At 41.6% G+C, this 23,820-nt stretch carries 24 protein-coding genes; 7 read left to right on the forward strand and 17 right to left on the reverse strand.

What is annotated here, in order from left to right:
- Window positions 1-83: 83 nt before the first annotated feature.
- The 4 genes from IGJ25_RS11175 to rpmG all read right to left on the reverse strand — a co-directional run bounded on the left by IGJ25_RS11175 (window position 84) and on the right by rpmG (window position 2,699).
- Window positions 84-1,574, reverse strand: coding sequence for a DUF1576 domain-containing protein (locus IGJ25_RS11175; protein WP_005229777.1), 1,491 nt, complete (start codon window positions 1,572-1,574; stop codon window positions 84-86).
- 128 nt (window positions 1,575-1,702) lie between these two features.
- Window positions 1,703-2,245, reverse strand: a complete 543-nt coding sequence (gene nusG / locus IGJ25_RS11180) for a transcription termination/antitermination protein NusG (RefSeq protein ID WP_005229769.1) — start codon at window positions 2,243-2,245, stop codon at window positions 1,703-1,705.
- A 118-nt stretch (window positions 2,246-2,363) separates the two neighbouring features.
- The gene (secE, locus tag IGJ25_RS11185; protein ID WP_005229766.1) at window positions 2,364-2,534 is read right to left on the reverse strand and encodes a preprotein translocase subunit SecE; all 171 of its coding nucleotides are present in this window, start codon (window positions 2,532-2,534) and stop codon (window positions 2,364-2,366) included.
- A gap of 12 nt (window positions 2,535-2,546) precedes the next feature.
- Window positions 2,547-2,699, reverse strand: coding sequence for a 50S ribosomal protein L33 (gene rpmG / locus IGJ25_RS11190; protein WP_005229764.1), 153 nt, complete (start codon window positions 2,697-2,699; stop codon window positions 2,547-2,549).
- A 155-nt stretch (window positions 2,700-2,854) separates the two neighbouring features.
- Between rpmG and cbpA the strand changes: the two genes are divergently transcribed.
- Window positions 2,855-3,493: a cyclic di-AMP binding protein CbpA gene (gene cbpA / locus IGJ25_RS11195; protein WP_005229762.1), complete on the forward strand. Its 639-nt coding sequence runs from the start codon at window positions 2,855-2,857 to the stop codon at window positions 3,491-3,493.
- Between the two features lie 85 nt (window positions 3,494-3,578).
- On the opposite strand, the gene IGJ25_RS11200 is transcribed toward cbpA, so the two are convergent.
- Window positions 3,579-4,088 carry a QueT transporter family protein gene (locus tag IGJ25_RS11200; RefSeq protein ID WP_005229760.1) on the reverse strand — a complete coding sequence of 170 codons (510 nt, stop codon included), beginning with the start codon at window positions 4,086-4,088 and terminating at the stop codon, window positions 3,579-3,581.
- A gap of 505 nt (window positions 4,089-4,593) precedes the next feature.
- Between IGJ25_RS11200 and IGJ25_RS11205 the strand changes: the two genes are divergently transcribed.
- On the forward strand, window positions 4,594-5,049 hold the full coding sequence (locus IGJ25_RS11205) for a hypothetical protein (RefSeq protein WP_231472600.1): 456 nt from the start codon (window positions 4,594-4,596) through the stop codon (window positions 5,047-5,049).
- 174 nt (window positions 5,050-5,223) lie between these two features.
- Here IGJ25_RS11205 and IGJ25_RS11210 read toward each other — a convergent pair whose 3' ends face one another.
- Window positions 5,224-5,574, reverse strand: a complete 351-nt coding sequence (locus tag IGJ25_RS11210) for a sunset domain-containing protein (RefSeq protein WP_375360086.1) — start codon at window positions 5,572-5,574, stop codon at window positions 5,224-5,226.
- A 118-nt stretch (window positions 5,575-5,692) separates the two neighbouring features.
- Here IGJ25_RS11210 and IGJ25_RS11215 point away from each other — a divergent pair, with 118 nt between their 5' ends.
- Window positions 5,693-6,220, forward strand: a complete 528-nt coding sequence (locus IGJ25_RS11215) for an FUSC family protein (RefSeq protein ID WP_225001015.1) — start codon at window positions 5,693-5,695, stop codon at window positions 6,218-6,220.
- A gap of 60 nt (window positions 6,221-6,280) precedes the next feature.
- Here IGJ25_RS11215 and bsh read toward each other — a convergent pair whose 3' ends face one another.
- The gene (gene bsh / locus IGJ25_RS11220) at window positions 6,281-7,255 is read right to left on the reverse strand and encodes a choloylglycine hydrolase (RefSeq protein WP_225001016.1); all 975 of its coding nucleotides are present in this window, start codon (window positions 7,253-7,255) and stop codon (window positions 6,281-6,283) included.
- Window positions 7,256-7,899: 644 nt separating this feature from the next.
- On the opposite strand from bsh, the gene IGJ25_RS11225 reads away from it, so the two are divergent.
- Complete coding sequence (locus IGJ25_RS11225) at window positions 7,900-8,871, forward strand: diacylglycerol/lipid kinase family protein (protein ID WP_225001017.1); 972 nt, start codon at window positions 7,900-7,902, stop codon at window positions 8,869-8,871.
- 53 nt (window positions 8,872-8,924) lie between these two features.
- Here IGJ25_RS11225 and IGJ25_RS11230 read toward each other — a convergent pair whose 3' ends face one another.
- From IGJ25_RS11230 to IGJ25_RS11240, 3 genes are read right to left on the reverse strand one after another with little or no spacing between them, the layout of a single operon-like run.
- Window positions 8,925-10,097 (reverse strand): ABC transporter permease, encoded by a 1,173-nt coding sequence (locus IGJ25_RS11230; RefSeq protein WP_225001018.1) that lies wholly within the window; start codon window positions 10,095-10,097, stop codon window positions 8,925-8,927.
- Complete coding sequence (locus tag IGJ25_RS11235; RefSeq protein ID WP_225001019.1) at window positions 10,084-11,229, reverse strand: ABC transporter permease; 1,146 nt, start codon at window positions 11,227-11,229, stop codon at window positions 10,084-10,086. The genes IGJ25_RS11230 and IGJ25_RS11235 overlap by 14 nt, the downstream gene beginning before the upstream one ends.
- 14 nt (window positions 11,230-11,243) lie before the next feature.
- On the reverse strand, window positions 11,244-12,176 hold the full coding sequence (locus IGJ25_RS11240) for an ABC transporter ATP-binding protein (protein WP_015509966.1): 933 nt from the start codon (window positions 12,174-12,176) through the stop codon (window positions 11,244-11,246).
- A gap of 86 nt (window positions 12,177-12,262) precedes the next feature.
- Between IGJ25_RS11240 and IGJ25_RS11245 the strand changes: the two genes are divergently transcribed.
- Complete coding sequence (locus IGJ25_RS11245) at window positions 12,263-13,372, forward strand: sensor histidine kinase (RefSeq protein WP_375360087.1); 1,110 nt, start codon at window positions 12,263-12,265, stop codon at window positions 13,370-13,372.
- Entirely contained in the window at window positions 13,369-13,992 is a 624-nt protein-coding gene (locus IGJ25_RS11250) for a response regulator transcription factor (protein WP_010749438.1), read from the forward strand. Before IGJ25_RS11245 ends, IGJ25_RS11250 begins: the two co-directional genes overlap by 4 nt.
- Before the next feature lie 103 nt (window positions 13,993-14,095).
- Here IGJ25_RS11250 and IGJ25_RS11255 read toward each other — a convergent pair whose 3' ends face one another.
- From IGJ25_RS11255 to IGJ25_RS11275, 5 genes are all read right to left on the reverse strand, one after another.
- The gene (locus IGJ25_RS11255) at window positions 14,096-14,323 is read right to left on the reverse strand and encodes a cold-shock protein (protein ID WP_225001021.1); all 228 of its coding nucleotides are present in this window, start codon (window positions 14,321-14,323) and stop codon (window positions 14,096-14,098) included.
- 101 nt (window positions 14,324-14,424) lie between these two features.
- Window positions 14,425-17,079, reverse strand: coding sequence for an SF1B family DNA helicase RecD2 (recD2, locus tag IGJ25_RS11260; RefSeq protein WP_225001022.1), 2,655 nt, complete (start codon window positions 17,077-17,079; stop codon window positions 14,425-14,427).
- 20 nt (window positions 17,080-17,099) lie between these two features.
- Window positions 17,100-17,753, reverse strand: coding sequence for a histidine phosphatase family protein (locus IGJ25_RS11265; protein WP_005229730.1), 654 nt, complete (start codon window positions 17,751-17,753; stop codon window positions 17,100-17,102).
- A gap of 17 nt (window positions 17,754-17,770) precedes the next feature.
- Complete coding sequence (gene trmL, locus IGJ25_RS11270) at window positions 17,771-18,274, reverse strand: tRNA (uridine(34)/cytosine(34)/5-carboxymethylaminomethyluridine(34)-2'-O)-methyltransferase TrmL (RefSeq protein WP_225001023.1); 504 nt, start codon at window positions 18,272-18,274, stop codon at window positions 17,771-17,773.
- Window positions 18,275-18,628: 354 nt separating this feature from the next.
- Entirely contained in the window at window positions 18,629-19,471 is an 843-nt protein-coding gene (locus IGJ25_RS11275; RefSeq protein WP_438779320.1) for a methyltransferase domain-containing protein, read from the reverse strand.
- Between the two features lie 102 nt (window positions 19,472-19,573).
- Here IGJ25_RS11275 and IGJ25_RS11280 point away from each other — a divergent pair, with 102 nt between their 5' ends.
- On the forward strand, window positions 19,574-20,215 hold the full coding sequence (locus IGJ25_RS11280) for a copper homeostasis protein CutC (RefSeq protein ID WP_225001025.1): 642 nt from the start codon (window positions 19,574-19,576) through the stop codon (window positions 20,213-20,215).
- 61 nt (window positions 20,216-20,276) lie between these two features.
- On the opposite strand, the gene IGJ25_RS11285 is transcribed toward IGJ25_RS11280, so the two are convergent.
- Entirely contained in the window at window positions 20,277-22,058 is a 1,782-nt protein-coding gene (locus IGJ25_RS11285) for an ABC transporter ATP-binding protein (RefSeq protein WP_225001026.1), read from the reverse strand.
- Window positions 22,045-23,796 (reverse strand): ABC transporter ATP-binding protein, encoded by a 1,752-nt coding sequence (locus IGJ25_RS11290; RefSeq protein ID WP_010749432.1) that lies wholly within the window; start codon window positions 23,794-23,796, stop codon window positions 22,045-22,047. Before IGJ25_RS11290 ends, IGJ25_RS11285 begins: the two co-directional genes overlap by 14 nt.
- Window positions 23,797-23,820: the final 24 nt, after the last annotated feature.

A 23,820-nucleotide genomic window follows, 5' to 3' on the forward strand; every position in this document is an offset into this window, starting at 1 on the left:
TTTCATTTTCCCATGATTTCCAGCGACGAAAGACATGCAACCTATGCTTGTTAAACAAGTAACAAACAGCACTGACAATGTCTCTACTCCCAATCACCTACTCCATAGTGTTTCTTTTGGGCAACGGGTTTTAATACCTTTACAGGCTCGGAAAATTTAGTTTTTCCTTCTGTTTGATCCAATGGGACCAATGGCTGCTCGCTTTCTTGTGCCTTCAAGTCCATTTGTGGTTTTTCTTCCTCGGTAGCTTGTGCCTGATCGGCTGATTTTTGCCAGAGCTGTTTGCTGAGATCCAATAAGGGAATGATCATCATGGCGACTAGCCCGCCAGAAAAACCATTGTTATACAGATTCAACCCGCCATGTAAGAAATCAATATTCAGTACCATTGAGGCGTGGACAAAACCAACCACCAAGCCGCCTTTCCAGCCATAGGCATTCGTTACTGCACAGAGCATCATCGCAAAAATCGCTGACGTGACTGTAACCGTCTCATTGATGGTGTATACGCTCAATAGATTGGCGATCGTCACCCCTGCCAATAAAGGCAGCGAGTTAAACACATGAGAGCCACAAGCAGAAAAGCCGATGACGCAAAAGATCGCACCGATAACTGGTCCATTTAAAACCGCACCAATACTGACTACGTAAGCCACTAACAAGAATGTCATTAACCCCATATTGATCATGGTATTGTAAACGCCGGTATCCCTTAAAATATCGCGCTCGATTTTGCCACTATGCGACCAAATCGCTCGCATATTCAATCGTTTTTTCTTAATCGCCATCAACAAACCATAGCCGACGAATACCCCTCCTAAAACCAGCATCATAAAAATCAATCGAGGTTGCTGTTCTTGAGATACTAATGTTCTTAGCTCGATCGTTAAGCCAAACATTCGGCAGATGGCAGCGACCAGTGTGCATAGCATCCCTGAAGTAAATCCCGCACTGTATAGACTGACACTTTGAAACAGCGCTTGAAAGTATAAAGCCATAGGAACCATCAAAAAACCGGTGAAGATCCCAATGCCATACCCCATCACAAGACTAAAATATGGTGGCAAGGAATCATTGAAAGCAAAATAGCTGACGATTGGGGAAACCGATGACCCATAGAGGGCGATCAACAAAAATTTTTTCAATGGTTCGTTCATAAAATACGAATACAGTCGAACGCCTAAAAATATTGGGATAAAATTCAGGAGATTTTTCCCAAAAAAGCCATAGCCAGTCACCATGAAGATCGCAGAGACGGCACCGCCCGTGATCGGTACCCGATAGTGATAGCAAATCGAGATCGCTACAAAGGTCATCAGACTGCTATTTAACAAAGCCGTCCCTACCGAGGTCATGGCAATATAATCGGTGACTAAATGACTTTCCGAAAACAAAATCAACTTGAGCTCTTCGATTGCCACCATTGGATCAAAAAACAACATAGCAAAGAAAAATAGCAGCAAATTGAAAAGAAATAACAAGCTATATCCATTATGTACAGAGATCATCCCTTTACCATGGGGATGAAAATCATTGTGAAACTTTACTCTAAAAAAAGTGACTAGTTTTGACATAGGACCCCTTCCTCTTATAAAGCGCTTACTGATTTTGAGAAAAAAAGTGGGCCAACGAATTGGTCCACTTTATTCTCATTACTGTTATTTTACCGTAAAAGAGTCATTCTTGCTAGTGAATCCAGTAGTTAAATCTTATCTACTTGCTCAAAATCAAGTTCTGTACTCGTTTCACGACCGAACATATCGATGTTCACTTTTAGTTTTTGTTTTTCTTCATCGATTTCTGCTACTTGTCCTTCTAGACCAGAAAACGCACCTTCGATGATTTTGACGGTTTCGCCAATTTCTACTTCCAGTTCAACTGTCCGAGTGCTCATACCGATCGAACGTAAAATTGAATTGATTTCTTCTTGTAATAAAGGCGCTGGCTTGCTTCCTGCACCATGGGAACCAACGAAACCTGTTACCCCAGGAGTATTACGTACAACGTACCAAGATTCATCCGTCATGACCATTTCAACTAATACATAGCCAGGAAATGTTTTATGAACGATTTCTTTGGTTTTGCCGTTTTTTTCTTCTGTTTCTACTTCTTCGGGAACGACGACACGGAAAATATAATCACCCATACCCATGCTTTGTGCACGTGACTCTAGGTTCGCTTTTACTTTGTTTTCATAACCAGAATACGTATGCAGTACATACCAATTTTTTTCAAAAGATTCCATTTTTTTCGGACTCCCCATCTTTTTGTAAAATAAAAAAACCTCAGCTGCACCGAAGTTTTTCCTCAAAGCGATTATAGCATGATTTGCGATAAATGACTAGCGCTATCAGTAAGAAGTCTTACTTTAGGATCCAATTGAAGACTGTTTGAATCAGTGTGTCCATCACAAAGAACATCAATGCAAAAATAATGGTTGTTTGAATCACCACAAAGGTATCTTTACGTAATTGCTTTTTTGATGGCCAAGAAACGTTTTTCATTTCTTCAACAACATTTTTCAAAAATTTCATTTGATTCCCTCCTTACTTCGTTTCACGATGCAACGTATATTGATTACAATACTTGCAAAATTTGTTGATTTCAAGGCGTTCGCCTTTTTTACCTTCACTGACTGATTTTGAATAGTTGCGGGATCCGCAGACAGAACAAGCCAAAGCAGCTTTTTTTGTTGCCATCTTAGTGTCCTCCCCCTTTTTATAAAGTTTTCCAACACTAAAAATACCATTTATTTAAGAATGTGTCAATTTTTGATTTTCTGTCGTAAAAATATAGTTTCTTCTAATTTTGTGGTATGATAATGGTGTTAAATGGGTATTTGGGAGGGAAAATTATGTTATTAAAAACAATGGTTTACAAAAAACGCGATTTAACAACGGTAAAAGAAACAGCTACTTTAGAAGAAGCGCTGGCAATTTTGGAAGAATCTGGTTATCGTTGTGTGCCTATCCTAGATGAATCAGGCAAGATTTTCAGAGGAAATATTTATAAAATGCACATTTATCGCCACAAAGCAAACGGCGGCGACATGACTTTGCCAGTCACTTATCTACTAAAAAATGCGACCAAATTTATTTATGTCAATTCTTCTTTCTTTAACGTTTTCTTCACGATCAAAGAATTGCCTTATATTGCTGTATTAGATGAAAACAATCAATTTTATGGCATCTTGACACACAGTTCTTTGTTGAACATGTTGTCACAGTCATGGAGTGTTGAGCAAGGAAGCTATGTGTTGACGATCGCATCAACTGGTCAACAAGGCGACTTAGCAGTCATCGCAAAAATAATCGCAAAATACAGCAGTATTGCCAGCTGTATCACACTGGATATCGGTAAAGATGAATTTATCCGTCGTACGATGATCACTTTACCAGCGAACACATCAAAAGAATTATGCGACAAGATCGTTTCTCAACTGGAAGCAAAAAATTTCAAAGTTGTGGAGATCGAAGACCTAAAAGCAGAATAAAACAAAAGATCATTCCTAAAAAAGAAAGGAATGATCTTTTTTCTTGTTTTTTGAGAACCATCAAAGCAAAAAACAAGATTTTTTTTTAAACGCGCTTATCGAAACGAACGGCACGATTGATGATATACATCACAGGTGCAGTGATCGTCATCACGATAAATTCACTCAATGCCGTTGTTGCAAAGGTTGGCCAGAAAGGTAATGCTAAGGTGATGTTTAGCATAATCGCAATCAGGAACATGCTTAATGAAAAAACAATTGTATTAAATGCGAGTCTTAAGAAAACATTTGGAATCTTCTTATGTACCAAGGCAGTTGCTCCTAAGGCTAAAAAGCTTCCGAAACCGCCGAATACGACATCCAAGATCCCCATTCCAAAGAACAAGTTATACACAACGACCCCACCGACGACACCCCACATCAATTTTCTGTTGAAAACGACTAAGTGATTCAACCCTTCAGATATTCTGAATTGAATCGCTCCTGAGGCGACTGGTGCGACCAGAACCGTTACAGCAACATAAAGTGCCATAATGATCCCATTGGCTGCGACGACACGCAAACGTTGATTGGTTAGATTTGTTGATTTTTCCATTTGATCCCTACTTTCTCCGAGTTTTGATTACGCGGGATGGTTGATGAACCGCGGTGCGCTTCGCACAAGTACTTATTATACACATTAATAGCCATATATCAATGTTAAACCAGCCAAATCCTTTTCGAAATCACCTTAAAAGCTTTTTCTAAGTCAAGTTTCTCACCGATTGCCATTCATTCAGTGCTTCTTTATTCTACTTAAACAAGCTAGTCACGGCTCATGGGGTAGCTTTTCTTTTTGGCTTCCAATAAAAGCATACTTTTGGAAAGCAAACTCAATGAGAAATACTCTTGCAAAGCCTACGCTTACTAATAAAAAAGTACCGCTAATCATGCTGATCTTTCAAATAGCAAAACTAAAAAAAGAAGGGAGAGAAGCACTTGTAATCGATGTCGCAAATCACGTGATGGATAATCATATTTTTTTACTTTAACGAGGTACGCAATAAATATGTTACAATATAATCATATAAACAAAAACAAAAGGATGAAAAGGTGTAATAATGAAAAAAATAGCGATAAAATTAATAACTCTCCTTCTGATGGTCATAGCTGTTGGTTGTGGAAATGGTAATGGTAATGAAAATATCACAAAAGAAGACTTACAAAAAAATGACTGGCTTATTGAGATAGATGATGATGATGATGGTGAGTATGCAGTGATGACAGCCACATTTAGTGAAACGAATCTTACTATTGGTACCGATAATAGCTCGCTACAATCAGAAGAAGATGATGAACTGGAAGAGCTTGGAGTAGCTTTTGATGGGGTAATCTGGGAAGAATTCGAGTATACCTACAACTATACCCTTGAAGACAATCAGCTAGTGATGCAAGATCCAGAATATGAAACTGAGATGTCCTACTTCTTCCTTGAAAGAGATGGTAAAAATATTATTTTTACATTTATTGAAGGAATGAACGATGAAGATGGTAGCTTTGTGCTGAAACCTCGCTAAAAAAAGGATCAGCCTATAAAGCGGGCAGCCAGTAAACTTACTTTGTGAATCCTCATATCTAGCAAAAAATACTATGGAATAAAAAACTCCTTTCCCGCTGAGGGGAAGGAATTGTTTATAGTGATCGAACCAGTTTCAAGTGCCCGATTGTGTACACATTGACTGAGTCCTTCTCTATTTAGTTGGTCGAAAGCCCGCTTTGTAAGCTTCCACCTCTGTCTTGAACATACGAATCGGACTGGTCGTTTTCTTATAGTATTGACTACCCGGCAGGTGATAAATCTTTTGTTTTGACCCTTTGATCAACCCTTTGCCCCGTTTATCTACATATTTTTTCAGTCCATCTCGAAAGCCATTATTCGTCGTTCCAGGTGCTTTCCCACCTTTTTTTACCAGCTTAATCTGAATTGCTTCCAATTGAAAGCCAAAGCCAGAAGTTCCTGAGGACTGCCCGTTTTTTGCCCAACCCATCAAGCCAAATTGCTGTGCATAGGATAAAACTAGCTTTTCGACTACTGGTAGAATTTACCTCTCAACGCACGATGAAAGAATCGTTGTTCATTTTTCTGAAAATCTAAAATATGAGTGCTTGCGATATGGTATAATCTATTTCGTTGAAATTTGTTTTGAGAGGATGGCATGATTGAAATTATTTGGATTGACCTTTGGTTTAAGAAATGTAAAAACCGGCATTAGTGTATTTCTGTGTATTTTGATTAGTTTTCTTTTGAATCGTGAAACGTATGTTGTATCGACGATCACAGCTGTTTTCACACTACGAGAAGACCATGAAAACACCATCAAATACGGGAAACATCGGATTGCTGGCAACAGCTTTGGCGCGATCGCTTCCGTGTTTTGTATTGCGATATTTAACTTTTTCGGATATTCGTCCGTTATACAAATCATTGCGATCCCTTTAGTGATCATGTTGATGATCGCTTTATTGGTCAAATTTGATTATTCTGAGGGAACGGTTGGCGCCTGTGCCACGCTATTGACGATTTTGTTTATGATTCCTCAAACTGAATCATACTTGTATGCCTTTAATCGTATTATTGACAGCTTCATAGGCATGACGATCGCCATACTGGTGAATCGCTTTTTCCCATTCCCAAATAAACGCACTGCACAAAAGAAGGCAACACCGAGTCAGAGCGATTCGGTTTGAAACAAAGCAGAAAAAGAACCCCATCTCAAAACGGCATTGAGATGGGGTTTTAAAAATGGATCAGTTACTGAAAAATACTTGTTGGTCTTCAACTAATGGATAAGAGATCGGTACATCCCCTTCCAAATCTTCTTTATTCATATCGACTGCAACGATTTGACTATTTTCATACGTACGATAGTAATAGATCCCTTTGTCTGTATTGCAGCAAGAAGTATAAATCGTGTATTCATAGTTTTCGTTTCCAGTATCACATAGTCCCTTTTGCTGTTCGACAGAACCTAGAATATGGAAAAACTGACTAATGCTTTCGGATTCAGATTCTCCAGAAACGGAATTCATTCGGGTAAATGCCGCTTTGACAAAACGAGACATCGAAGAAAGATCTCCTGGCAGACCTAAGCCCCCCATTCCACGACTATACTCATCAAAATCCAGCTTGTCAGAAAAATGCGTTTCTGGTGTTTTCGATGATAACACACGGTAGTTATTCAAATTGAATAACTGGTAGTCAAATGGCGGATTATTCGTTAAGACCCCTACCGGATTTTCATGAATATGAAGACCATCACTCATACTCTCAACAACGATGGCACTCTTTTTATCAGCAATCATCCAATGCAATGGCGATAATGGTAGTTCTTCACTAAAATTGATCTTTACCAGATTAACCTTTGCCAACAGGGCTTTTGCCTCTTCCACGGTAGCGCATTGTCCTAGTAACCATGGGATGAATTCAAAAGGTGTGACGTTTTCTTTCCCTTCTTGAAACTCATTGTATACAGCATTTTCTGGAAAATTCAAACCAGCGATACCTAAGCCTTTTTCGTTGACCGCATCATAATAGAGTGGGTATTCAGCGACTCCAGCAGCAATCCCGATCATCGCATAATGGTGATCTATTTCACTTACTTTAAGAAATTTCAATTGGTAATTTCTCGGAGTAATGGTCACCACTTCTTTATAAGAAACATCGTAATCAAAATTTCTGCCAAAATAATGATCCTTCGTTACATACGTTAGCGCAGTACACATCCTAATTCCTCCTAAAATAAGTTTTTACACCTTTAATTTACTCCTATCGCATTTTTTTAACAAGTAAAACGGAAGAAATATTAATAAAAAGATAATTAGACAGCTTATAATTATTTTAATATGAACTAAAATTTTAAAAAAATTTCAGCTTAAATGCCTGCCTTCTCACAGCTTGCTCACTTCGGGAACACTTGGACGACAGCTTCCGAGTTTGGTGCGAAAAGAGGAAGTTGCTATTATTTTTACCTTTCCTTTAGAAAGTTTAAAATTTTCTAAAAAGCACGAAGCAAACATTGTAAGCGATTGCTGAAATAGGAAAACCTGCTATACTGTAAGTGTAAGGAGCAAAGATTCCCAGTAAAGCAGACGAAGCAGGTTCTGCAAGAAAAGAATTGTTGTCAACTTAGAATAAAAGACAAAGGATGTGGGAATTTGAGTTACTCCTTACTAATTGAATAGGATTCGGCGATGGGCATCGTTACCTGAGGATCAAAGTGGACATAAGAACCTTTGAGAACCTAGAAAGCACAATCGTCGAATCTATTTTTTTGCTCTTTTTTTCAGGCATCGTCCCCCCTCCTTCTGTCGAAACATGCTATAATTAATCGCATTGAACGAAAAAACGATATGGAGCTATTCATAAAATGAACTATTATTATCACTTCCTCGTGAACCCTGCCTCAGGCAGTGGACGAGGAAAAAAAGCGGTGGAACGTGTGCAAAAAATTGTAAAAAAACATCGTTTCCCCCATCAAGTCTATTTAACAAAGTCTCCAGGTGATGAACGAACGATCACACGAAAACTCTTAAAAGAACGCCTCATTCCTTGGGATGAGGTCTATTTAGAAAATGGCGAGATGCTTTATCCATTATTGGTGGTTATCGGCGGTGATGGAACGTTGCACCAAGTAGTATCAGAGTTACAACTTGAACAACAACAAATCCCCGTTGCCTATATCCCTGCTGGTTCAGGAAATGATTTTGCTCGGAGTATCGAGTTGCCGCGGGAACCAGAAAAAGCATTTTGGAAAATTGCTGGTACTACTAAGCCTCAAGAATTGACCATTATCCGTTATGAGGAGCAGATCCAAGAAGAAAATGGCATTGCTCTGAATAATGTCGGAATTGGTCTTGATGCGGCAATCGTCTATACCACCAATCACTCTGTGGCAAAAAGCAATCTAAATAAGTTTAATCTTGGCTCCTTTTCCTATATCGCTGCGATTATTCGGGTTTTGTTTCGCCAAAAAGGCTTCCCGATCTTAGTTGAGTGCAATGGGCAGCAGTTCAGTTACAAAAAAGCTTTTTTATGTACCACGACCAATCATCCTTACTTTGGCGGCGGTGTGGCGATTGCCCCAACTGCTTCAGTCAAAGAGAAAAAGTTTGATTTCGTTCTTGTCGAACGTGTGGCGATTTTTAAGATTTTTTGGCTGATCGGCTTACTGATGCAAAAGAAACACATGAATTCACGTTACTTTCACCATCTTTCCACTTCGAAGCTGCGAATCATCTCCACCGTTCCTCAACATGGACAAGAAGATGGCGAGGAAATGGGGCAACGCCCCTTTGATATTACCTTTACCACGGCTTCACAACTATTCTGGTGCCCATAAAAAAACGATACAAATCGCTGCTGATTTGTATCGTTTTTCTATACGTTCGATCATTAATTTTTCGCCGAGTGGTATTGCCAACGACGGCTTCCTTCTCTTCCCAAAATAAATTGGAGCATTGAAAACACGGCAGCAAAAGCAACTAGTACGAAGCCATTGAACCAAAAGGATTCTGTGAACGCTTGATTATAAGTGAGGGTTTCACTGATCAATGTATTGTTTTGTACAAACCAATAGGTTGGCGTAAACGCTGCAATTTTATTGACGATATCTGGCAGGAAATTCGCGGATACAAAGACGCCACCGACAAAACAACTTCCTGTTATGAAGATATTGCTGATCCCACCGATCGCTTCTGAGTTTTTCACCAGGGAAGTGACACAAGCTGAAAAGCTGATAACTGGCAATAAAAATAAGAACGTATTCAAAATGTGGTACCAGGCTGCTGTATCCCACGAGGTGCGAATCACTAATAGCACCATCAGTAGTAGAAAGCCGAAGGTCAAAAGTAGCGAGTAGCTGATCAAACTTAGAAGGATTTTCCGCTGCAATACACGCTTCGGAAGTGGTGCACTCTGGTTTCGCTTGCTGATTTCTTTGCGATTGAATGCCAAGTTGATCACACCAAACCCGCTAAATACCGAGAGAAAGAGCCCATAAGACAATAAATTAAAGGTCATGCCAGTCAACAGTTTTTTCATTCGCTGCCCATACTCTGCACTCAGCTTCACATCCCCTGTAACCGCCAGTGCAGATTGCGCTTGTTCTATCGCCGATCCGACGGTTTTGCCTTCCTCCTGAAACAAAAGGACTGTTTGTAAAAAAGTGTTCACTTGCTGAGTGACGACTGTTTTAGAAAAGGCATCTGGTCGACTTTGAATCTCGATCGTCGGCATCTTGCCTGCCTCAACTTGTTGAGTGAAATCTGCTGGCACATGCAAGACGATGTTTACACGATTAAAATAAAGCGCATCATCAATTTCTTTTTGCGAGGTGCCATCCAAAGTGACCAAGGTTTGCTTTTCTTTTAAGTAGGCTCGGAGACCATCCACGACAGGCGACTCCTCCTCACTGATCAAAGCAATTTTTGCCTCTTGCAAAGAAGTGTTTTCGACATCGATGCTTTGTGCATAAAAGAATGTGACAACAACAGTGATCAATACCCCAATCAGTAAGTTCGACTTATTTGCTTTAAGCAAAGTCCAAATCGTTTTATAAAGCGTCATAGCGCACCCCACTTTCGATCCAAGCATTCCCGATGGCAAATAGGACGATAAAGCCAGTCAGCCATAGAAGATTGGTATAAAAGCTAGTCAAATCTGTATAGTAGTACAATTGATACAGGCTTTCACTGATCAAATTGACGAGATTCACTTGCCCCAACAGTGGCACATGCAGATCAAGCCAATACTTGATTTGTTCCGAGCCCATCATCCCGGCAAAAAAGCTCATTGCCATTGTCACGGAGACCAAAATACCATCCTTTTGTACCAAATTCATTTTTGGTGTCAGATTCCCAATCAATGTCCCTAGCAAAATCGCACACAATGATCCTAATGCGGCAACCAGCAGTAACCACTGCCAACGTTGTCCGAAGTCTACTTGATAGAAAAAACGAAAGACGGCTAAGATAAGATAGATTTCGACTAACACAATCGTAAAACTTGCCGCTAAATTCGCACTTGAAACCAATGTCCGTTTCCTTGGTATCAAGGAAAGCCGAATACCATTCGCGGATTGATTGGCTTGCTGATCCTGGACATTGCGGACACCCCACATCGTCCCGTAGAGGATCGCCATCCCGATCAACGTAAAGAAATAGAAACTTTTGAAACTCATGTCACGATCAGCATTCACTTCTTGAAAAGTCGCTTCCTGCTCAAAAGCCGATAGAATTGGTGCCAGATCAAGGCTCTCAAGTTCTGCCGCTTTACTAGCAATGATTGCTGTGCGTTGTAAAAATTGATCCATTACATTTTTCATCAACGACTGGCTCATGCCCGCTTGGCCCACATGCAGAGAAATGGTTTCATCATCAATCAGATAATACCCAGCTAAATCACCGGCAGTCAGCTTCTCAGCTGCCTCTGCCTCTTGTAATTCCTCGAGTTCAAATAATGGTTTTTCATTGATTTTTACTTGTTCAAGGACGGTGCAAAAGTTTTCCGAAAGCGCTGTTTGATCTCCAGTCTTTACGATCCCCGTTGTGATCGTTTCTAGATTGCCCGCTTGATCGATCTCCCCGAAGGCAGCCATAAACATTAGACCTAAGAGGATAGGAAACGCCAACGTCCAAAACAGCATGGATTTATTTCGCAGCAACACTTTTGTGCGGTATTTATAAAAATGCCAAAACATTGTGATTCCCTCCTTTAATCTCTCAATTCCTTGCCCGTGATCTCTAAAAAGACATCATTCAAGGTGGCTTCTTTGGTTGCGATTTTTCCATAAGTAATATGCTCTGCTTGTAAGAGCGTCAGAATCGGTAATAAAACTGTATTCAGCTCCGTCGTTGTTACTTCAAGCTGACCGTTTTTATAGGCGATCCCATCAGAAGCAATGGTTTGCTGAATTGTTGTCAATACAGGCTCAGGCAGTAAGGGGATATCGATGGTCAAACGATCCGCTGTCCGTACCATATCTTTTAGAGATTCCTTGGTTCCTTTAGCAATCACCTGTCCTTGATCCATAATCACGATCTGGTCACAAAGAATCTCCACCTCTTCCATGTAATGGGTCGTATAAACAATCGTCGCTCCTTGACGATTCAGTTCTTTGATACTTTCTAAAATTTTGTTCCGACTTTGAGGATCGACCGCTACCGTGGGTTCATCTAAAAAGATCAAGCGCGGCTTATGAGCGATCCCGCAGGCGATATTTAATCGTCGCTTCAACCCACCGCTGAGCTCGCCTGGGTGAAACGTCACAAAATTTTCCAATCCCACTAATTGAATCACTTCTTCGATCAAGGCTTGGCGTTTCTGTTTGTCAGCAACATATAAACCGCAAAAGTAATCGATATTTTCTTGCACACTAAGTTCTTCAAAGACGGCAACATCTTGAGGAACGACGCCAATCATTGCCTTGACGGCATAATTTTCCGGCGTCATGATTGATCCAAACAGTTTAATGGTCCCTTTATCATAATTTAACAAAGAGAGCATACAGTTGATGGCGGTGGATTTTCCGCTCCCGTTTGGTCCCAATAAACCTAAAACTTCTCCTTCTTGAACTTGCAGATCAAAATGGTTCAATGCCACAAAATCACCATAGCGTTTTACTAATTTATCAATTTCGATAATCATGATGAAAAACTCCTTCCAAATTTCTTGTTAATCTGACTATAATAAAGTTCAAGGAAAGAAACTAGTGACGATTGGCTAAACCAACCATGACATTTGTCACAATGAAGGAGTCTCCTATGACGAACTATCGACCACTCACCGAAGCGGGCTTTTTCCTCGCTATCTCATTGTTCTTATTGGTAAACCAAGGATTTGTTGCTGTGCAAGTCATCTATCTGCTGATCGCTGTTTTATTTACTGGCGTCAGTTATTTGCTGCCTAAGAAACCAAGCTGGTTTTTTCAAGTTATTCTGTTGCTGCTATGTGCCTTTTGGCCAGCGCTTGCCCTCTTTTTGCCCGCAATGATGCGGGTGATCGCTCCAAAAGAAAGACAAGATGATGGTTTATTCCTATTAGGTTTTTTGTTGATTTCGACGGTTGGCAACCATTCACCCACTGAGCTCGCCTTTATCATCCTGCTACTGCTTTTCGCTTTTTATTTACGAAAAAAAGAGCAGCGAATGATCGATCTTGAGAAAAAATATATTGCTTCAAAAGATACCCATTGGGAAAAGCAGCAGCAGTTATCGGAACAAAACAAAGCATTAGCCCTGTCACAAGAGACAAAATTAGCCTTACAAATCGCGGAAGAACGAAATCGAATCGCGCGAGATATCCATGACAATGTCGGCCATCTACTTTCGAGTGCCATTTTACAAATTGGTGCGCTTGAAATGATCAATCAAGAGCCGAAATTAAATGTGCCGTTAGCAAATTTGAGTGCAACGGTTCACACTGGGATGGATCGCATTCGGCAAAGCGTTCATGATCTCCATGAAACATCGATTTCTTTTCCGCAAGCCATAGAGTTTCTGATTGCTGATTTCCCCTCTTCCATAACGATTGAAGGAAACTTGTTTGAAGGATTGAGCGAAGCACAGCAAAACTGTTTCTTAATGGTCATCAAAGAAGCCTTGACCAACAGCATCAAACACAGTCATGCCAAAACCGTTGTCGTGCATTTTCGCACGCTGCCCGCCTTTTACCGTTTGCAAATCACCAACGAGGACGTCAATTCAACCCAAACTGCAAACAGCGGAATCGGTCTGAAAACGATGCGTCAACGGGTCCAGGAGCTACAAGGTCAAGTTCATATTTTGCAAGAAAACCAACGCTTTCAGTTGACGATCATTTTACCAAAGGAGGAACACCAATGATTACTGTAGTCATTATTGATGATGACCCGTTTGTGACGACCTCGTTGCAAACCATACTTGAAAGCACAGAAGAGATTCAGGTGTTGGGTATCGGTCATTGTGCCAAAGACGCCATTGCTCTTTACGAAGCGCATCGTCCAGATGTTTTGTTGACCGACATCCGTATGCCGGAACAAACTGGGATCGCTGCTGCCAAAGAAATACTGGCTAAATTTCCGCAAGCGATCCTCTTGCTTTTGACCACCTTCAAAGATCAAGAATACATTCGTGAAGCCTTTTCTATCGGTGTCAAAGGATATTTGATCAAACAGAACCTGCAAGCGATCATCCCTTCTGTCAAAGCCGCATACAATGGGCAAGTCGTGTTTGGGAATGAGATCGTCGAGACCTTCACGCAAATGATGAAGAACCAACCAGCGATAGATAATCAAGCATCTTTTAGCGAACGTGAACTTGCGATCATCAAAGAAGTAGCAGCGGGTAAAAATAATAAAGAAATCGCTGATGCCTTGTATTTGAGTGATGGAACCATTCGTAATTACATCAGTCAATTACTAGAAAAGCTGGAGTTGCGGGATCGCACGCAATTAGCGATCTATTATTATCAGCATTTAAAGTAAACCTCATCGATTGCAAAAAAGCCTGAAGAATGCGAAGCTGCATTCTTCAGGCTTTTTGTTTTCTACTCGATTATCCGACTGTCATAGTATTTTTGTGGACAAGCTATGGATTTCCAGGACTGCCAGGATTCGTTGGGTTATTCGGTGTGTTAGGCGGAAAAATCGGCGCCTTATCTAACGTTTTTTCTAACCCAGATTCTTCCCGATCGCCTCGTTCTGACTCAGGACTTTCATCCAATTTAAATTCTTTTTCCATCTCATCTAATTTTTTAAAGTCGTTGCCAGATTCTTTTGCTAATTCTGCTAATTTATCTTCGGTTTCTTTCGCCATAACGTAACGCCTCCTTTTGATTTTAGCTTAGCATAAGAAGCCAAAAAACCAAAAGAAAGCGCTCACTAACGACCCTTTTTTAGTATTTTCTCATCTTTGAATCAACCATTTTTTGCGGGCATAAAGTCGTATGGAGAACAATCCTTCATGCCAATCATTGGATCCACTAAATGCTTTTTGACCATCGTTAAGGTCAATACACCATCGTTTGGCGTTTCTTCGATGAGTGCTTCTTCCCCCGTAGTCCCTTCACTTAGAACCTTATCCCCTGAAAGAGGCTTTGCCATTTGTGTCTGATTTGATGCTGACGGCTCCGTCTCGGCAAAAACAAACAAATCAAGCCCACTATCTGAAGGCTTTTCTGCCGCTTGCTTGTTAGCAGTAACTTTAGTGCTGGATTGCTCCTTTATCTTCGTCGATGACGTTTTTACTTTCGTGTCAACAGAGGAATCCTCATAAAATGGATCATCCGCTTCTTCAAATTGGGCCAATTTTGCTCGTTGTAACGGCGTCATTTTTTCTGTGCCATTGATGCGTTCTTTCAGCGTCGTTAAACGAGTCGCAGATTCGTGGTTGACACAAGTTTGGTACGCTTGTGGTTCACCAAGTAAAATCAGCATCTCTTTGCTACGGGTCACAGCAGTATATAGCAAATTGCGCTGCAGCATACGTTGGTATTGATGAACCATCGGCAAAATAACCATTTGAAATTCACTGCCTTGAGATTTATGGATCGAACAACAGTAGGATAACGTGATCTTGTTCCATTCATTCCGCTTATAGGTTACTTCGTTGGCATCAAATTGAATGACCAGCTCGTCGATCTTGTCTTCCGACTGTTTGGCTAGAGTGATCCCAACGATTTGCCCCATATCGCCATTAAACACATTATCTTCAGGAGAGTTTACCAACTGCAAGACCTTATCGCCGATACGATACACCGTATCATTGAAGGTCACCTCTTTTTTGGTCCCATCATTGGGGTTAAAAATCTCTTGCATCATTTTATTAAGGGCATCGATACCCGCTGCCCCACGATACATTGGTGCCAACACTTGAATATCTTGCGGCGTATAGCCTTTGTCTTTTGCCCGTTTCACGATTTGAGCGATCAACGGTTCGATTTTGTAAGCATCACACGCAAAGAAAGAACGATCTTTTTGGTTTTGTGTAAAATCAGCAGGCAGCTGCCCGTTTTTTATGGCATGGGCGAGTGGAATAATACTTGACCCATCGCCTTGGCGGTAGATCTCCGTCAATTCTTGTTTCGGGATCGCATCGATCGCTAGCAAGTCATGAAGGACTTGTCCTGGCCCCACAGAAGGAAGCTGATCTTTATCCCCCACAAAAATCACTTGCATGTTCGTAGGAATCGACTTAAAGAGGGTATTCGCCAGCCAAGTATCTACCATAGACATCTCATCGACGATCAGTAAACCGCCTTCTAATTCTTTTGGACTGATCGATGGCGCTTTTTCACGTCCGTTCAAGCCTAACAAACGATGGATCGTACCACTTGGCAAGCCAGTCGTTTCGTTCATTCGTTTGGCGGCTCGACCAGTCGGTGCTGCCAAGAGAATCGGAAAGGTTTCGTCGCTGTATTTTGATGGTTCTAAGTCCAAATCGTTCAATTCAGCAAACAATTGTACGATCCCATTGATCACCGTCGTTTTCCCAGTACCAGGTCCTCCTGTCAAAATAAACAATGGCGAACGAATGGCTTCTTTGATTGCTTCTTCTTGCGAAGACCCATAGGTGATGCCTAAATGCTTCTCAATTTTTCGCAGCGTTTTGCTGATTTTTTTCTCAGGATACACGATCTCTTTTTTGCGGGAAAGCAAGCGTTCGATGGAACTAGCGATTCCCCACTCAGAAAAGTACAAACTGTTTTCATATAAACGAGTTTCTTCTTGCTGGATTTTTCCTTCCTCCACTAATTGAATGATCGTTGATGCCAGGTCGTCTGGCGCGATCTCAATAGGACGACTCGTCTCTAATAAACGCAGTGTCTGCTCTAACAAGTCCTGGGCGTGGATAAAGGTATTACCCGTCTGCAAGGATTGGGCAAAGATCTGATGCAAGACTGCGGCTCGAAACCGTTGCGGTGACGAAGCTACGATCCCTAGCTGCTCAGCGATGCCATCTGCGCGTTTAAAGCCAATGCCTTCAATGTCTTCCACCAGCTGGTAAGGATTTTCTTCGATAATTGCTAATGCTTCATTTTTGTAGGCTTGATAGATTGCAAAAGAAAGCTGACTACCAAAACCATAACGGCTCAAGCCAACGATCACTTGATCCATCCCATGATTTTGTCGAACGGTATCTAAAATCATTTTTTGCTTACTTTCATTCAATCCTGGAATCTGCTCCAACAATGTTGGTTCTTCCAGCATCCGGTCGATCGCTTCTTCTCCTAAAAGATCAACGATTTTTTCAGCGGTCTTCTTGCCGATCCCAGGAAATTTTTCTCCAGAAAGATAGGCGATCAACCCTTGTTCAGAGGTTGGTTGTTCTTGTTGGTAGCTTTCAGCCTTCAACTGGACGCCATACTTGGGATGATTGACCAGCTCACCAAAAAACCGATACTTTTCCTCTTCTTGGATTTCGCCGAAACTACCAGTAACGACGATCTCCGAGTCTTTGTAGTCGGCATTATTCTCAGTGACTTTAACTAATAGTACTTTATAAAAATTGCTGGGATTCTGGAAAAAGATGGCGGCAACATGGCCGACAAAAAACGTTCTTTCTGGAATCATGGTGCCGCTCCTTTCATGGTTTACAATAAAGCGTCTAATCCTGCCTGATTGCTTAAAAAGCTTGCTTCATTCCAAAGTTTTAGTTCAAAAGGCAATACTTTTTGTTCATTCGTCTCTAATAAGCTAACGCTGTTATTGACTAATCCACCTTGCTCTCTTAATTCGGCTAATGGTTTGCCTGCAAGCCACTGTATAGCAGCCGTAAAGGATGCGCCATGACCGACGAACAATAATGGGCCTTCATGCTGCATCACCGCATCCATGACGACGGTCTCGATTCGGCTCAATGTTTCTTGGATCGGCTCACCTTTAAAGGCACTGGGATCGTAACGATCCAGGTGATTACGCAGATCAGTCAGTTGTTGGGGATACTTCTCATGCATTTCATCGATGGACCGACCTTCCAATTCACCGAGTCCGATTTCTCGCAGGTTCTCATTATAAATGATTTCAACAGGGTGTTGGAGTCTGGCTTGGATCTCTTGGGCAGTCACTTTTGCTCGCAAAGATGTACTTGAGTAAATCTTCTCAAAAGGAATAGCTGCCAGATAATCACCGAGTAATTTGATCTCGTCATAACTTTCTGGCAATAGCGGCGAATCCCCCAGCATTCCTTGAAAGCGGCGTGCTTGGTTCCACTCTGTTTTTCCGTGACGGGTAAAGTATAATTGCATCGAAAAAGCCTCGCTTCTTAGTCTAATTTGTCGTTCTCGTAATGATGCGTCAATTCCAACTCTGGGAAGCCTTGCTGCCGCAAAACTTCATAAATGATCAACGCAGCCGTATTTGATAGATTTAGGGAACGAACGTGCTCATCATTCATAGGGATCCGCAAGCATTTTTCGGCATGCTCACGCATAAAACTTTCTGGAAGCCCCGTCGTTTCTTTCCCAAAAATGAAGAACTGATCGTCATCTGCGGTGTAATCGACATCAGAATACACGCGATTGGCAAATTTCGAGATCAGGTACAACGGACGCGTTCCTAAAAAGTCCATAAAAGCAGCTAAATCTTTATGATAGGTAATATTGACATCGTGCCAATAATCAAGCCCAGCACGCTTCAATTGCTTGTCATCCGTTGAAAAGCCTAAAGGCTCGATTAAGTGTAAATGAGTATTTGTTGCTGCACACGTCCGTGCAATATTCCCCGTATTGGCTGGGATCTGAGGTTCAAAAAGAACGATGTGATTCATAGATAAAAACTCCTTTCGATCGGTTACTGCCGATCGGTTCTCGCATTGATTTGTGTCGTTAAACGTTACGTTTTCCATTGCATGCTCAGTAACTACTTCAATAACTTCTATAGTACCATATTTTGGCACGCTTGTTTTTCTAGAAACAACATTTTTTTGGGCGCTTTTTTGGGCATAAAAAAAACGTACCAACTCGGTGTCGATCACTGCGAGTCGTTACGTTAGTGAAGCTCTTTTCACTAACTTTTATCAGAACAGGAACCTGATAAAAACCAATGAAAAATGACTTGAGAACAATATATCACTCCCATGGCATGATTGCAAGAGTAAATAACAAAAAAGTTCAAAATATTTTCAGGAAATTTTCGCAATCAACACCTCAACATCAACCGTAATCTGTGTCAAAGGGGTTTGCCGCAGCTTTTCTTTGCGTTCCTCCGAAGCCCCCCACTCTAACGGGGACATGGCAAGTAAATCTTGACGATTTTCTTCAGGGATCGCAAAAACATGCGTCACTCTTTGACGGGATGCGTTGGGATAGTGTTCAAAAAATTTGCTAACGACCCGTTCATTCGAATACTGTTGTTTTGTTTCATCATCAGGATAAAAAGCGGCTCGTAGTTCTTTTAAATAATCCGCCGCAGGGACCACTTTGATCAGCTGTCCGCCTTTTCTTAAAATGCGGTTAAACTCCCCATAATTTGACGGCGAAAATAGATTGAAAATCGTATCAAAGTTCGCTTCAGCAAACGGCAGGTTGGTCAGATCCGCCACACACCAAAAAGCTGGTACGTTTTGATTGGTTGCTAGATAGACTCCGTCCTTGGCAATATCAAAGCCGACAGCCGCCTGAGTCTTTTCATTGACCAGCTGAGCCAGAAAACTGCCTTCCCCGCAGCCAACATCTAAAAGATGCTTAGCATCCCCCAAAGCTGCTTTGATGCATTCAACGACTGGTGCATACATGCCGCTAGCGATCATACGTTGACGCGGCAAAAACAGTGCTTGATCATAATCTGCTTTGACTTGATGATCCAAAAAGAAAAGTGTGCCTTTCTTTGATAAGTCAAATCGATGACGATTTGGACAAACCAAGCCATTTTCGGTCGGGAAAAATGCTTGGCGGCACAATGGACATTCAAACAAGTGATAATGGGCGTTTAAAAATAGGCGCCCGCGATCGATTTTTTTTAACATTCAACTTCCCTCATCTCTGCTCTACTTTAGCATATTCTTGTGGTAGAATGCTAGTGGATAGAATAACAAATCAATTGAACACCCATCAAATGGAGGTAAATCATGTTAAAAGAATTTTGTGCAGAAAACTATACCAATATTCCCTTAGCAATCGCCCGAGGTGCAAAGCGCATCGAACTCTGTGATAATTTAGCAGTCGGCGGAACAACACCAAGTACCGGCGTGCAAGAAGAAGTTCTGCAATATGCTGGCGAAAAAGGAATACCCGTTATGACGATCATTCGACCTCGGGGCGGTGATTTTGTTTACAATGATACAGAATTGAAAATCATGCATACCGACTTGATCGAAGCAAAAAAAATAGGAACAGACGGCGTTGTTCTAGGTTGCTTAACACCTAGCGGCTGGTTGGACGAAGAAGCATTGGAGCTACTGTTAGAAACCGCAGAAGGCTTGCAGGTTACTTTTCACATGGCGTTCGACGCGATTCCTGCAGCGCGCCAATTCAAGGCGATCGATTGGTTAGCTGAGCATGGGGTACAGCGGATTTTGACCCATGGTGGTGCTGCAGGCACTCCAATCGAAGCAAATTTCGATCGTCTGAAAGAATTGATCGCCTATGCTGGTGAGCGTTTAACGATTTTACCTGGCGGTGGCATTTCCTTTGAAAATGCCCAAGAAGTTGCCGACACACTAGGTGTAAAAGAAGTTCATGGAACCAGAATCGTTGACCTTAACGATTGAGCTTGAAGGACACAAAGAAATCCCCACAAACGATGTGTTTCTATCGTTTGTGGGGATTCTTTTAGATCGCTTGCAATAAGTCGTATTGTGATTGATACAAATGGTGATACAAGCCTTTTTGTGCCATTAGCTGATCATGGTTACCCGATTCAGCGATTGTCCCCCCTGCCACGTAAAAGATTCGATCAGAATTTTTGATCGTGGACAGTCGGTGAGCGATGATAAATGAGGTTCTGCCTTCTAACAGCTTCAACAATCCTTCTTGCAGCAATTCTTCTGTCTTCGTATCGATACTTGAGGTCGCTTCATCTAAGATCAAAATTTTTGGATCAGCCAACAACGCTCGGGCAAAGGAAATCAGTTGCCGTTGCCCTGCAGATAAAGTACTTCCTCGTTCTTCGACGACGGTTTGATAGCCGTCTTTCAACTCCGTGATAAAGTCGTGGGCACGGACGATCTTCGCTGCTTCGATGATCTCTTCTTCTGTCGCATCTAATTTTCCATAGCGAATATTCTCTATGATCGTTCCTGAGAAAATAAAGGTATCTTGCAGCATGACACCCATTTGTGAGCGCAGCGATTCCAGCGTCACGTCACGAACGTCCATCCCATCCACTTTAACACTGCCTTCATTGACATCATAAAAGCGGCTCAGCAAGTTGATGATCGTGGTTTTCCCTGCACCAGTAGGACCAACCAAAGCAATACTTTCCCCAGGTTCAATGTGGAAGTTAACATCAGAAAGAATGTTTTTGCCTTCTTCGTATCGGAAGGTCACGTGTTCAAAATCAACGGTCCCTTTCATCGTCGGCAATACTTTTGCATCAGGTTTGTCTTCGATATCTGGGACTTCATCCATCGTTTCAAAAATCCGTTCAAGATAGGCTGTTGCTGTAATCAAAGAATTATAAAAATTCCCGATATTGATGACTGGATTCCAGAAATTATTGATATAACTGATAAAAGCGATCAGAGTACCTGTGCTGACATCGACACCGATCTGACGAATGCCGACAAAATAAATCAAACAAGTCGTAATGACTGAAATGTTTTGCACCCCTGGCCACATCAGAAACTGAATTTTGACAGCTTTCATCCATGAAGTCCGGTAATCATTGCTGACTTCTTGGAAGATCTCAGCATTTTCTTCTTCTCGCGCAAAGGATTGGGTAATCTTGATACCAGCAATACTTTCATGAATGTAAGCATTTAGATTGGATTGTTTATTACTCAACACCTGATAGGCTTTGCGCTGGTTATTCTTGATCACCATCACCATGATGAACAAAATTGGCAGCAGCGCAAGGGAATACAAGGTCAATTTGAAGTCGATCGCAAACATAAAGATCAAGGTGATGATGACGTTGAAAACATCCGAGATCAAATTGATCAGGCCGTTGCTCAATAGGTCACTCAGTGTATTGATATAGTTTACGATGCGAATCAAGATCTTGCCGTGGGGCCTTGTATCAAAATAAGAAAAAGGCAGTCGCTGCAGATGTTCAAAAATATCAAAGCGCATATCCTTCAATACGTCTTGACCAATATTCGTGATATGGTAGATACGGTAACGCATGCAGACGCCGATAACGATCAAGGTCGCTAGAAAGGCAGCTCCCAGAAGCAGCAATTGGTTGACATTTTTCTCAGGAATCGATGAATCGATCGCGATCTTTGTAAACACGGGCGCCAACATTCCTGCTAAGTTTGCCAGAATGATCGTAAATAGGACTTTCGCAATACTTCTTTTATAAGGAACGACATATTGTGACAAGCGTTTGAAATCCTTCCAGCTAAACTCCTGGTCTAATTCCTCATCCACATCAAATTTATTTCTCGCCATCGTCTTCACCTCCTGACAAGCCTAATTGTTTTTGATACACTTCGTAGTATTTGCCCCGCAGACTGACAAGTTCTTCATGGGTCCCTTGTTCAACGACTCGTCCTTTTTCCATCATCAGAATCTGATCGGCTTCTCGAACAGAGGAGATCCGATGCGCAATGATAAACGTCGTTTTCTCTCCTGTTAATTTTGTCAGCTCCTGTTGGATCTTCGATTCTGTCTCCATATCGACGGCAGACGTCGTATCATCCAAAATCAAGATCGATGGATCTTTGGCTAAGGCCCGTGCTAGGGAGATCCGTTGTTTTTGTCCGCCAGAAAGCCCTACACCTCGCTCGCCCACGATCGTTTCATAGCCTTGAGGCATCCGAGAAATAAAGGTGTCTGCATCAGCGACTACCGCCATTTGCCGAATAAAGCCTTCATCCGCTAAAGGATTTCCAAAAGCAATGTTGTCGGAGATAGTATTGGAAAACAAGAAGACATCTTGCATCACCATTGAAATGTTTTCCCGCATTTGACGCACGGGATACTCTTTGGCGTTTTTTCCATCAATCAATACTTCCCCTTCAGTCGGATCATAAAAGCGTCCAACTAAATTCACTAACGTCGTTTTCCCTGAACCGGTTTCCCCTAAGATCCCTAACGTTTGGCCAGGGCCAATTTTGAAGTTGATGTTTTCCAACACATTTTGATTCGGATCATCCGAAAAGTGGAAGGAAACATCTTTAAACTCTACAAATCCTTTGATTGGCTCTAATTTTTCTTGTTGATGAACAGGAATTTTCGATTCTTGCGCCAACATTTGCCGAATTTTGATACAGGCTGCAGAAAATCGCTGAACATCGTTGATCAACCAACCACTCATGCGCATAGGATTATTCAACATCCAAAGATAGCCATTAAACGCAACAAGATCCCCTAATGTCATCTCGCCGTTGATAACGAAGATCCCACCCAAAATCAAGGCAATGACTGACAAACTTCCTGCTAAGCCATCAAGCCATGGCAGATAGGTACGGGATACTTTGGCAGATGCCATATTGCGGGTCTTAAAATCTTCGTTGTAAGAGCGAAATTTTTCAATCTCAAAATTTTCACGAGCAAAAGCTTTCACCACTCGATTGCCGCCGATATTTTCTTCCACCATTGAATTCAAGCGCGAAAAGCTCTCACGAATGTCAAAAAACAACGGGTGTGCTTTCTTAGACATGCGATTGGTCAACAGAAATATGATCGGTGTGACAGCCACCAGCGCCAACATCAATTTCCAATCAATAAAGCTCATAACCACCACCGCTGAAAAGAACCACAAGATACATTCAGCGATATTGTAGGTCACCCAAGAAACAAAGTGGCGAATGGCATCGGTATCACCAGTCATCCGTGCCATAATATCTCCCACACGAGTGTGATTGAAAAAGTCGAAATCCAATTCTTGCAGCTTCTGATACAAATCTTCCCGTAAATCGTATAGCGTATTTTGCCCGACCCGTTCAAATAAAATTTGATAACTGTAGCGGACAATGGTACGAATGACGGTCGTTGCGATCATGATCAACAATAATGGAATCAATAAGTGCGTTTTTTGCTGATTGATGACATCATCGATCACCATTCCTCCCAAGTACGGATTAACAATGATCAGCGCTGCATTGATCACTAAAAACAGGACTGCCAATATGATTTTTCCCCGGTTCTTTTTGGCATAGCGCCAGATCCATTGTGTATTACTCATCTAATTCCCCCTCTCGTTGTTAAG

The sequence above is a fragment of the Enterococcus sp. DIV0240d genome (assembly GCF_051711245.1).
GTDB lineage: Bacteria > Bacillota > Bacilli > Lactobacillales > Enterococcaceae > Enterococcus_D > Enterococcus_D casseliflavus.